Genomic DNA, 11,923 nt, shown 5'->3' on the forward strand with positions numbered 1-11,923 from the left:
TTAAACGAGCAATCTCCCAAGACGGTAATACAAGAAACAGAGGAGGGTCTATGGATCGAAGAGATTTTATCAAGATAGGGTTGACCGGCATGACAGCCGTGGCTTTTAGTGACCTCATAAAGATCCCGGGAATATTCAACCAGAGCGAAGCCTTGGCATCCCAGGTGACACTTGAGCTCTCTATAACCGATGCCATGCTCGAAACAGTGGATCTCAACCAGACCTACATCTGGGCCTTTGCAGATCTGACCGGACCGAAATTTCCGGGCCCTGTTATCTTTGCGAGGGAAGGGGACAGCATCAGGCTCAGAATCACAAACAACCTTGATGAGGACCACGCAGTTGCTGTAACGGACACGAGGATAAGCAGCGGCATGATAGCGCCAGGACAGAGTGTTAACCTCGATTTTCAGGCGCCGCCGGCAGGCACATATATCTATTATGACCCGCTGAATGCGCCTGTTAACCGGGTGATGGGCCTCAGCGGAACGCTCATAGTTCTTCCCGGATCAGGCGGAGAGATCACCCCATACTCAGGGCCGCCGGCCCAGATAAACAGGCTCTTTAGCGATCTCGGAAATACTGCCGAGTTCCCTGGCAACGGGTGGGATAGTGCAAGGACCTGGATCTGGCATCTGCACAATATTGACCCCAGATTTAATGCAATGGCGGAGGCAGGCCAGACAATAAACCGTATCCAGTTCACGAGGGAGTTCATCCCGGAGTATTTTTTCGTCAGCGGAAAACAGGGCTCCGTTTGTACTGCATGTTGTCCGACATTATTTCCTCTATTTCTCTGTAACTCACAGCCAACAGTAGGCGCTTACGCGAGAATACCGAAAAAAGATTTAAATATAGTAATTATTAAGAATTTATCATAATCATCACTGTATAACAATTCAGAGAAATACCCATTTCAGTATAGGTAGAATTACTATCAGACAATGCCTACGCGCGAGGTCAGTATTCCCGACAGGCGCTCAGATGAGGCTTGGGAAAAAGACCTGGCCCTGCCTTATAACTGATATGGCCGGGTACAGGTCTCTATCAATATGTTCCTTGAGCACATACCCCTCAGCGCCGACAGAGATCGCCCGCCTGAGATAGGCATCATCTTTGTGTATGGTCAGGATCAGCACTTTAATACGCGGGTGTTTCTGCTCGATTTCATGGGCTGCGTCGATTCCACTGAGCTTGGGCATGGATATGTCGAGTATTGCCATCTGCGGCCTGAGGCTGCCAATGAGTTTCAGCAGTTCATGCCCGTTGCAGGCTTCACCAACCACCTTGAGGCCTGACATCCCGTCGATGATTTTTCTCAAATCCTGCCGGAACAATTCATGGTCATCAGCCAATACAATGTCATAACTTTTTACCTTCGGCATCATTTATTTACCATGATAGTACGCACATGTCTCGTTGCTCATGGCACAAGGATATCAGGCTGCAGCAGGGGAGTAAATCGGCTAAACTACCTGTTTTGATATGGGCAAAACTACGTATGCGAAAAAAGAGGGGAGGGCCTTATCGCCCGAGCCATACAGTTCAGATATACCCTTCCTGCATGGCATATCTAACGAGATCGGCGGTATTTCTGATCTCTAATCTATCCATGATATTGGCACGATGACGTTCAACGGTACGTACACTGATAAAGAGAAGCTCGCCGATCTCTCTGCTCGTCTTGCCTTCAGCTATGAGCTTAAGGACTTCTTTTTCTCTTGGGGTCAGTACTCCGGACCGCACAGAGCTATTAACCGCACCGCGGTGCATGCCTGCCCAGTCATCCAGCATATCTTCCGCGAGATGAGGAGATACATATATTTTCCCCTGCCGTATCTTCTCAATAGCAATGAAAAGGTCAGGATCAGCGTCCTCCTTCAGCAGGTACCCGGCAGCGCCGGCAGCAATGGCCTGGTGAAGGTAAGACCTGTCATTATGCATGGTCAGGATCAGCACCTGTACCTCCGGATACTGATGTCTGATCCGTGAGACGGCTTCGATCCCCCTGAGATTCGGCATGGATATATCCAGGATGACCAGATTCGGAGTTATTCTGCCAAGAAGTTTCAGCAGTTCAAGTCCGTCGCCGGCCTCCCCGACAACTTCAAGGCCTGCCACACTCTCGAGGATGCCCTTTAGGCCACTCCGCAGCAGTTTATGGTCGTCAGCAAGAATTATGCGATATGTTTCCGCCACTGCTTACTCCTTCTGAGCCGGTATAGTGAAAGATATTCGGGTGCCTCTTCCTTCCTTACTCTGTATCGTCAGGATTCCCATCAGCATCCGCACCCGCTCTTCCATGATAGCAAGACCCAAACCCTTTCCAACAGAGTCTGCCCCAGAGAATCGCGAAGGGTTGAACCCCCTCCCATTATCCTCAATGGAGAAGGCGACCGCTCCGTTAACCTTTCGGACGATAACTGACGCGTCCCTCGCATCGGCGTGCTTTCCCAAGTTGGTGATAGCCTCCTGGAGGACCCTGTATATCATTATACTGGCTTCCTCTGGAAAGAGACTGTCGATATCCTCCATATCCAGCGCGATGGTTCCATCAAAATTCCTGTTGAAGTTATCCACCAGCCACCGGATGGCAGCGGTAAGACCGAGGTCTTCCAGTATGGCAGGACTCAAATCGCGGCTGAGCCTGCGTACGCTATCGATAGTCTGATCGATATAGTTCATTATATCTTCGCATTCATCTTTGCTCCCGGCATTGCCCTGACAGACTCTCGAGACAGACTTCAGCCTGAGCTTCATGATCGTCAAGGCATGCCCCAATTCATCATGCAGCTCTCTCGAAATGTTCTTTCTCTCCGTTTCCTGGGCAGTCATAAGACTGGAGGAAAGCAGCCGGAGCTGTTTTTCCGACTCTTTCAATGTAACTTCTGTCTGCTTGCGCACCTCGATTTCGTTCAGGAGAAGCTCGTTAACGGTCGATAATTCCGATGTGCGCATTTCGATCAGCTCTGTAAGGCGCTCACGGTGTTCCTTCAGTTCCTCTGACTGAGAGAGAAGTTGCGCATTTGCCTCTACCAGCTCATTTTCCGTCCTTCGCCGCCGCTTTTCTCCGTACCAAAGACCTATTGCGGCGATAACCATGATAACAGTCCATGACGACAGGATACCAACGAAGAGACGCCGCGCTGTCTCTCTTTTTTTAGCATTGCCTGTTTTGGTAAGTTCTTCCAAAGCCCTCGTCTTTCTGAGAATTTCCCTGAATATCGGATCTGACTGCTCATCTTCGTCAGTTCCGCTGCCGGGCTTGTCAGCACGCTGAACGCTCTGAGGAATCATCATTTTGACCTGTATAATCAGGGACTTGATCTCTTCCACGCGTTCCTGCAGTACTCTGTCCTTCAGCGGATAAGGGATGTCCTCATGTTCGGTTTTCCCGCCGTTGACGAGCGCTTCGGCAAGGTTTATTGCCTGATCGATATGAGACCTAGCCTCATCCAGCGTCTCTGAAACCTCATTTTCGAAGGCCTCCTCCAACTGGCTATGGCCCATTGCAGTATGAATCTGTATATCCATGAGCGTAGCGCTCCGGACAAAATCGAGACGCTCTCTTTCGTTTAAGCGTTCGGCTGTCATGAGCAGGACAATCGAAAGAGTGCCGAGCAAAAAGAAAATTGTCGGCACCACGTAACAATACCTTAACTTTAGTGAACCAATCATCAGTTCTCTTATTAATTCAGCCATTGCACTCTATTGTATAAAAATTCGAACATCTATGCCATAACCTGCCATAACTATTATGAGAGAAGAAATTTTTCAAAAGCATTTATCGGGTTGTCAAGAACCGAAAGTTTTCAGTGTGTCAAGCCTGTTCGCTTTCGACCTCGAGCATTTCCCAATTTGAAAAAAGTCCTGCTGATATGATAGAGTTCATGCACTCCTTCTACCGAAAAATAGGCAATGTTTTCTTTTGAATCAATCATTCATAACCTTAAAGAGACCATCATTCTTTTTGACAAAAAAAGCAGGATGACATTTATCAATAAAAGCGGCGAAGAGCTCTTCGGCAAGAGCTCCAGGGATATTGTCGGCAAAAAACTGAGCCAGCTCTTTCGGGGTGAAAAGAAGATATCGCCGCTCATCAGGAAGAGCATCGACGAAGAACGCTCCTTCAGGGGGAAGTCGGTCAGCATTTACATGGCAAGACAGATGAACATTGATTTCAGCCTCTCACCCTTTTATGTCCAGGACCGGGTCGAAGGGGCAGCCCTTTCGCTGTCCGAGAATATACCGCTTGCCGAAGGTGAGGATCATGACCACGAGGCACTGGTATTTCTGCTCGGCTCCATATCTCATGAGATAAAAAATCCCCTCGGCGGCATAAAGGGCGCTGCGCAACTTCTCGTTCAGAGAACAAAAGACTCATCCCTTGCTGAATACGCTGACCTCATCGTCAGAGAAACCGACCGGCTGAATGCTATCCTCCAGGACTATCTCACCATATGCAGAAAGCCTTCCTTCCAGGCGGTCAATATCCACGAAGTCGTCGAAAAAACCGTTGCGATCCTCTCTGTTCCGATCGAAAAGGCCGGTATCAGGATCAGGAGGCTCTACGATCCCAGCCTCCCGGTTATCCTCGGCGATGAGTCAAAGCTCCTTCAGGTTTTTCTGAACATCATCAAGAATGCGCTGGAATCGATGAAGAAAGGTGGGTTGCTTGAAATATCCACCGGTCCCTCAAAGGAGCTCTTTGGTGAACACGGGAAGATAAAACGCATGGCTCTGATAACCATCAGGGATACGGGAAAAGGCATGACAGAAGAGGATCTGCAAAAGATCTTCCTGCCGTTTTACACAAAGAAAAAAGGCGGTACCGGCATAGGGCTCGCCCTCTCGAAGAAGATCATGAAAGATCACGGCGGCATGATCTCGGTCACGAGCCAGAAAGGCAAGGGCACTATGTTCTCGCTGTATCTGCCCTTCCGGGAAGCCTGAAGCGGGTGCTTTAATTATGGATAAGAAGATCCTCATCATAGACGACGACGAAAGCATCATCTGGGTGGTTAAAAAAGCGCTGGAGCCGGCAGGATATAAGATCAGCTCGCGGACCAGGCTCGCATCAGGTCTTCGGGCTGCCGAGGATCAGCCCCCGGTCATTCTGCTTGACCTCATCCTGCCTGACGGCAACGGCCTTGACGGCCTGCGCGAACTGAGGGCATCGCATCCGGACACGATCGTGATCATGATAACGGCAAACGCCATGATGGACAGCACGATCAGCGCCATGAAGGAAGGCGCATATGATTATCTCGAAAAACCCTTTGACATCGAAGAGCTTAAGATCCTGGTGGACAAGGCATTCAAGGATCTTGCCCTGCGGCAGGAACTGAGGGAGCTCAAGAAAGCTGCCTTTGAGACCGAAGCGCCGCAGATGGTCGGCAAAAGTCCGAAGATGCTGAAGATATTCAAGGATATCGGCAGGGTGGCGTCAAAAGATATTACGGTCCTGATCACCGGCGAAAGCGGCACCGGCAAGGAACTGGTGGCCAAGGCCATCCACCTGAACAGCAGACGTTCAACCGGGCCCTTTGTGGCCATTAATGCTGCATCGATCCCCAGGGATCTGCTCGAATCAGAGCTGTTCGGGTATAAAAAAGGGGCCTTTACCGGTGCTGTCCGTGACAAGACCGGCAGGATCGAAGCGGCCGATGGGGGCACGCTCTTCCTTGACGAAATCGGTGAAATGGAGCAGAACCTCCAGGCAAAACTGCTCCGTTTTCTTCAGGAGAAGGAGTTCAATCCCCTTGGGAGCAATAATACTATCAAGGCCGATGTCCGTATTATCGGTGCAACGAACAGAGATCTTGCCGAGGCAGTCAGTCAGGGCCGTTTTCGCGAGGACCTCTATTACCGCTTCAATGTCGTTCAGATCAAGGTGCCGCCGCTCAGAGAGAGAAAAGAGGACGTCCCTCTGCTGATAAAACGCTTTCTGCAGGAAGCGGTTGAAAAGCTGGAGACCGGGGAAAAGGAACTATCCAGGGAAACAAAGGCCTTTCTTGAAAAATATGATTGGCCCGGCAATGTGCGCGAACTTGAAAATGTGATCAAGCGGGCCTGCGTGCTTTCGACCGGCACGATCATCGAGAAAAAAGACCTGCTTATCGAAGAGGCAAATTCTTACTCCATAAAGGATTTTCTCGAGGAGAAGCTGAAGCGGTATCTCAAGGACATGGCAAAGATCACGAATTTCAATCTGTACGACACGGTCCTCTCTGAGGTGGAAAAAGCGCTTATCTCCATCGTCCTGAAAGAAACGAACGGCAACCAGCTCAAGACAGCGAGACTGCTTGGCATTAACCGCAACACGCTCAGGACCAAGATCAAGGGATACAAGATCAAGACCTGAGTTTCAGCCACATCAGACCTCACCAGCACACTATGCATCGCTTCTCTCATAAGCCTGACACAGCTGACCCTTGACGGGCTTATCACTGCAGAGGAAGGTTCAAGGCACGCGGTTAACCTGACTGCTGCCAGGAGGGGATAAAAGAAAGGGGCATAAGACGACCGCCGCGGAAGAATTATTTCATGAGATATTCGAAGCGTTTTTTGAAATCAGCAACGGACAGCTTTGCGGTCTTTGCCAGCACCTCGACATTCCCGGTATTGAAGTCCTCTTTTTCGAGGCGTATCATATATTTTCTTCCGACCTCATAGGACTCTGACGTTATATCAACGAGCCGCACCTTTGTCTTGCCGGTTGCAGAGTCTGTCATTTCGACAAAAGATACAGGCCTGAGCCTGCCTTCATCAAGGGTTATCATGGCACCGGTCCCTCCACTAAGCAGAAACCGGACAGCGCCGTACCCGAGGTTACGCGTGTACTCGATATCATAGGGCACTGGGTCTGCCGCCCGCAGTTCATAGCCTATGGTCTTGTGGACAATGGTCATATGCACACCTCTTGCGCCAAGGCTCTTCTTCACCATGTCACTCATAATTCTGCCAAGCTGGATCTCCGAGAGCCTCATTCTGCCGACCTCATCACATTTGATATCGTCGCAGGCCCTGAGTTCCAGTTCGTCAACCTTTGCTGAAATACCTTCAGCCAGTACCGCTATGCCATGATCCTTGCCATGGGCAAGCCTCTTGATAATAGCACCCTCAAGGATATCGGAGATCTTCTGAAAGGGGATCCTGTTTTCAGTGAATTCTTCAGGGATAAGAGTGATCGTGGCGCCAACTGCCTTGCCGATACCCAGTGCAAGGTGACCGGCGTTCCTTCCCATGGTAGAGATGAAATACCATCTGCCCGTGGTTCTGGCATCCTCCATGATATTCTTCACGATCTCTACGCCCCAGTGGCGCGCCGTGTGATAGCCAAAGGATGACCGGCCGCCCGGAAGGGTGAGGTCGTTATCAATCGTCTTGGGCACATGGACAACAGAGACCTTGCCCCGCGACTCCCGTTCGATCCAGCGTGCCATAAATGCGGTGCCGTCACCGCCGATCGTTATGAGATATCGGACCTTCAGGGTCTTCAGGGTCTTGAGCAGGACCGGGAATTTGGCTTTCGCAATGTCAGCAGGGTCGCGGGATGTCCTGAGGATCGAGCCGCCCGCAGTATGGATCCTTGACACATCCTCGATGCTAAGGGGTATGGCACAATTCTTATCGCCCGCAAAAAGGCTCTTAAAGCCTCCGAAAATGCCGATGACCTCTTTGCCTTCATTAATCGCCTCAATGGTCGCCGCACTGATGACCCCGTTGATACCGGGCGCAGGGCCGCCGCCGACAACAATAGCCACAACCTCTTTTTTCATGTCTATGCCTGCTTCCTGTCGCTGGTGGTGAACTTGAGCGCAACCCTTCTATGTCTCGGCCCATCGAACTCGCAGAAAAAGATGGACTGCCAGGTGCCTAACACAAGCTTGCCTTCTTCAACAAAAACATGACTGGAAACGCCGACCACCGCTGCCTTGATATGCGCTGATGAGTTGCCCTCGCGGTGATGATAGTCACCCTCAAACGGTATGACCCTGTTCAGATAGGTCTGGATATCGCGCTGCACAGAGGGATCAGCCCCCTCATTGATCGTAATACCCGCTGTAGTATGCGGCACAAAGAGATAGCAGATACCGTTAGAAATGCCTGCTTCCTTGACCGCCTCCTGTATCTTTTCCGTAACGTCGACAAACTCGGTTCTTGTCTTGCTCTTTACGTTTATATACCTGACCACGTCTTCCCCCTATAGTGTTCAGACCAGTTATGCAAACACGCTGTCATAAAAAGACCGGTCTGCAATGAATGCAATTTCTATTATAAGAATATTTCCCGGCAAATCAAGATTTCTGAGCTTAACAAAATCTTTCTCTGTGGTAAGGATCCAGGATGCGCCTGATGCCATACATTCTCTGCTGACAGCATCAACGTCCTGCTGACAATACCGGTGATGGTCGCGGTATGCCTTCATGCCTGTCACTTCTGCGCCTGAACCTGTTGCCGTTGCTCTGAACGCCTCGGGATCTGCCAGGCCGCAAAAACAGAAGACCTTTCTGCCTTGCAGGGAAGCAGGCGGTTTTCTCTCTCCCGATCCGGACCTCACCGCAATAACACGATGATCAGAAAAAAAGATCGGAGCATGCTTATTGTATTTTCTTATCCCAGCGATAAGTCCTGCATCTTCACGCTCTGCCTTGGTGATCATGATGACATCTGCCCTGTTCAGTCCGGTCAAGGGCTCCCTCAAGATTCCAACAGGAAACAGTTTCCTGTTGCCAAAAGGATTTCTTGAATCAATAAGCACGATGTCCCGGTCTCTGGACAGTTTCCAGTGCTGGAATCCATCGTCGAGAATGAAGAGAGGAGTTGGGGGTTGGGGATTAGGGGAAGAAGATAAACTCAGTTCCGAAGCTGAAGGCTGAAGGCTAAGAGCTGAGATTGCAAACATACCTGATTCATACCTGTCAGCACCCTTTACGATAGCTACTCCTTCGAGCCTCTCTGCCATCAGAAGCGGTTCGTCACCAGCCTGCGCCGAAGTGAGAAGCGGCTTTTCTCCTTTGGTTACAAAACACGGTCCCTGAGCAGTTCCCTTGTACCCGCGCGTAAGAATGATCGGCAGGAATCCCCGCTTTTTCGCCTCTTGCGCTACAGCGATCGCAGCGGGAGTTTTGCCGGTCCCGCCCAGCGTGATGTTGCCGATGCTGATCACTCTGAAAGGCAATCTCTTTTGGTCCTTCAGCGCAAAAAACTTCTTTGCGGAAAGCCCAAGATAATATAGGTATTCGAGGAAATTCATTTTTCTATTCTACTCCAATCCCCCCACAAAAAATGAGATGCTCCTATTCTTTGCTCGTAAATAATCGTGCGATCGCTGCCAGAAAAAGATCGAGCGGTGGAAGTGTGTAAGTCTCATCGATCTGCCCTGAGAACTGTTCTGACCAGCGATTCTCTACGCCGAGCGCAAGCGCATACGGCATATAGGCCTGGAACAGGGCAGGCGTCTTTTCGGGCGGATGCATCCGGTCGAGCCGGTCTCCCTCGGTTGCTGCGAGAAAGACCCTGAAGCCCTCAATCTCATCAAGCATCCTCCTGCCCAACTCTGTTGGGGCTCTGAGCAGAAAGAGAAAGACCACATGGCCTGTCATCATCACGAAAAGCGGCGCAAAGAACATAAACTTCATGATATTGAAGACCTCAACACTTTGACTGACCACAACAGCAACAGCATAGAGCACAAGAGGGAAAAGGGCTGCAAGATAGACGACCTTGGAAGGCTTCTTCAGTTCGAGGACTTTTTTTCTCATGAGAAAGCGTGTGATGAATCCGGTCAACAGTGTCCAGAGACCAAGAGCGGTCAACTCCCTGATATACGTTCCTCCTATGTCAACGATCTCCGCATTGATCGCAGCAACAACGAGCGAGATCAGGAAGGCGGGTATGACATGGAGCAAATTCCGCGTAAAGAACCGTCTGTTCACCAACCGCCAGAGAGAGCGGCGGTGCGCACGATAAGCCCGGTGGATCATAATGGCATCAAGCTCCTGCCTGCTCCGTTGATGAGCGCTGTTGGATGAACTCTTAAATAGCGCGTCAAGGAGGCTTGCCTCATCCGGAGCAAGGCCGACAGCCTGCTTGTCTGTTCTCTCCACAAAATACCGTCCTGCCCGAGACGTGAGCCTGACCAGACCCGCTGCTGCCAGATCAAGCAGTGCCGCAGAAAAGGCGGTACGGTCATAGCCCATCGTGACCAGGCGGCGGGCAATGGCTGGTGAACACCCTGCCGGAGGCCTGTAACGCGGCACGATCGAAGATGCCTCCGGGTCTCTGCCGACGCGTACCCAGGCAAAAAGATAGTATGTGAAGAATACGGTCAGCCCGATCAGTCCTGCCCAATAGGCGCTCATGTCGCGAAAAAAGAAAATCACGCGCTGGTCCAGATCAGGCCCGCTGACCGCACCTTTAGGCATGCTCACCACGACCGAGAGGTAGGGGTGCTTCTTCGAGATGACCTTCTCATAGTGCAGGACATTTGCAGATTCAGAGGCTGCAGCCTGTCTGAGGAGTTCCGGTATCTTCCCTGTGCCGGCATTCCAGGAGTGATCTTCAAGACTGGCGATGACGCCGGAAGTCCCGTAGGGAAGAAGAACCGTAACGCCAATCGTGCCGACCGATCCGGCCCAGCCGTGCATGCCCTCGCCAAAGACCCACCAGAAGAGCTCATCGTGATCGGGAAGGAATCTGATATGACGGTCCACCACATACTCAATCGTAAACTCATGGGTCCCTGGTGTGAGGGTAAGCCGCTCCGGTCCGAGAAAAACATAATGGGTGTACCAGCGGCCAGAGGTCTTAACCCTATAGGGTATCGGCTGGCCGTCGAGAGCAGCACCCTTCATCTCAAATCCCATCAGCCGGTAATACGCATGCTGTCCCTGGACGCGTCCGCCAATGGCCCGGTAAATGCCGGTAAGCAGCGCACCCTCTTTCTGCTCGAATGTCGCACCGCCTGTCAGGACCAGCATCGTCTCCCTGACATGGATATTTCCATCCGACTGGATGAGGATGTTGGCATGGAAGTTCGTAACACTGCCAGGGACCTTCCTATCAGCAGAAGATCCGGGACCTGCTTCCGGCAGCGGCGCGATCAAAGGAGCCGGCGTTTTCGATGCAGGGCTTTTCACTTCAGCCTCTCCACGGGAGAGATCAAAACAGCGGATGCCGTCATGCGAAAGGTCATTGATCGGTCGCACCAGCCTGCCGGGCTCATTGAAACAGTATTGAAGCACCTTTCCCTTGAGCGAAAAGGCGCCCAACGAGGAGCTGTTTCTATGGCGGGGTTCTGTTGAGTCAATGATATCAACATCAAGGGGCGCCCAGCCGGGCGGCACCCTGACCAATCCGTCCGTAAGACCCAGTTTCCAGTGGACAAATGCGGTCCCCTGACTCGCATATCCTGAAGAACTGGATATCCGGACCGCAAAGTTTTTTTCAAAGGTGAACTGCCAGGCAGTCCCGTCCAGATCGCTGACACCTTTCCACGTTCCTGCGATCCCCTCGATATTCCACGGCAATGTCGTATCAGGCAAGGGGCCGCTTCCCTGGCGATGCTCGCCAACCATACGGGATACCAGAATATCAAGGCCCGGAGCATTGATCCGCTTACCGAGACCGAGCAGACCGAGCAGACCGACGATAACGATCAGGATGAGGAACAGGAACACCGCGACAAAGACTTTACGGATCATATCTGAAAGTGTAGCATAGAAAATTCTCTATATATAATGTAAGAATCATAACCCCTCCTCACCTCCCCTTATCTTCAGGGGAGGAATAAACCACCTCTTGTCTCCTCGTCGAATCCGCCTGAGCGCGGAGAGGTAAGAATAAATCCCCCTCTTGAGGTTAGAGGGGGATGGCCAACAGTAGGTGCCTTAAGCGGGGAGTTATGAATCACCAGTAA

At 51.2% G+C, this 11,923-nt stretch carries 10 protein-coding genes; 3 read left to right on the forward strand and 7 right to left on the reverse strand.

Annotation, left to right across the window (positions count from 1 at the left end; translation table 11 throughout):
• Positions 1 to 50: 50 nt before the first annotated feature.
• Positions 51 to 881, forward strand: a complete 831-nt coding sequence (locus tag HZB62_13635; GenBank protein MBI5076191.1) for a multicopper oxidase domain-containing protein — start codon at positions 51 to 53, stop codon at positions 879 to 881.
• Positions 882 to 980: 99 nt separating this feature from the next.
• Here the strand turns inward: HZB62_13635 and HZB62_13640 are convergent, their stop codons facing one another.
• The 3 genes from HZB62_13640 to HZB62_13650 all read right to left on the reverse strand — a co-directional run bounded on the left by HZB62_13640 (position 981) and on the right by HZB62_13650 (position 3,645).
• The gene (locus HZB62_13640; protein MBI5076192.1) at positions 981 to 1,388 is read right to left on the reverse strand and encodes a response regulator transcription factor; all 408 of its coding nucleotides are present in this window, start codon (positions 1,386 to 1,388) and stop codon (positions 981 to 983) included.
• Between the two features lie 157 nt (positions 1,389 to 1,545).
• On the reverse strand, positions 1,546 to 2,199 hold the full coding sequence (locus HZB62_13645; GenBank protein MBI5076193.1) for a response regulator transcription factor: 654 nt from the start codon (positions 2,197 to 2,199) through the stop codon (positions 1,546 to 1,548).
• 3 nt (positions 2,200 to 2,202) lie between these two features.
• The gene (locus HZB62_13650; GenBank protein MBI5076194.1) at positions 2,203 to 3,645 is read right to left on the reverse strand and encodes a sensor histidine kinase; all 1,443 of its coding nucleotides are present in this window, start codon (positions 3,643 to 3,645) and stop codon (positions 2,203 to 2,205) included.
• A 273-nt stretch (positions 3,646 to 3,918) separates the two neighbouring features.
• Here HZB62_13650 and HZB62_13655 point away from each other — a divergent pair, with 273 nt between their 5' ends.
• The gene (locus HZB62_13655) at positions 3,919 to 4,953 is read left to right on the forward strand and encodes a PAS domain-containing protein (GenBank protein ID MBI5076195.1); all 1,035 of its coding nucleotides are present in this window, start codon (positions 3,919 to 3,921) and stop codon (positions 4,951 to 4,953) included.
• A gap of 16 nt (positions 4,954 to 4,969) precedes the next feature.
• A complete protein-coding gene (locus HZB62_13660) occupies positions 4,970 to 6,364 on the forward strand; it encodes a sigma-54-dependent Fis family transcriptional regulator (protein MBI5076196.1) in 1,395 nt (464 codons plus the stop codon).
• 175 nt (positions 6,365 to 6,539) lie between these two features.
• Here HZB62_13660 and HZB62_13665 read toward each other — a convergent pair whose 3' ends face one another.
• From HZB62_13665 to HZB62_13680, 4 genes are read right to left on the reverse strand one after another with little or no spacing between them, the layout of a single operon-like run.
• Positions 6,540 to 7,781, reverse strand: coding sequence for a 6-phosphofructokinase (locus tag HZB62_13665; protein MBI5076197.1), 1,242 nt, complete (start codon positions 7,779 to 7,781; stop codon positions 6,540 to 6,542).
• 2 nt (positions 7,782 to 7,783) lie between these two features.
• Positions 7,784 to 8,197 carry a YjbQ family protein gene (locus HZB62_13670; protein ID MBI5076198.1) on the reverse strand — a complete coding sequence of 138 codons (414 nt, stop codon included), beginning with the start codon at positions 8,195 to 8,197 and terminating at the stop codon, positions 7,784 to 7,786.
• Positions 8,198 to 8,224: 27 nt separating this feature from the next.
• Positions 8,225 to 9,259 carry a tetraacyldisaccharide 4'-kinase gene (gene lpxK, locus HZB62_13675; GenBank protein ID MBI5076199.1) on the reverse strand — a complete coding sequence of 345 codons (1,035 nt, stop codon included), beginning with the start codon at positions 9,257 to 9,259 and terminating at the stop codon, positions 8,225 to 8,227.
• Between the two features lie 43 nt (positions 9,260 to 9,302).
• Entirely contained in the window at positions 9,303 to 11,708 is a 2,406-nt protein-coding gene (locus HZB62_13680) for a DUF2207 domain-containing protein (protein MBI5076200.1), read from the reverse strand.
• Positions 11,709 to 11,923 lie beyond the last annotated feature (215 nt).

Source organism: Nitrospirota bacterium (assembly GCA_016214855.1).
Taxonomy (GTDB): domain Bacteria; phylum Nitrospirota; class Thermodesulfovibrionia; order Thermodesulfovibrionales; family UBA6898; genus UBA6898.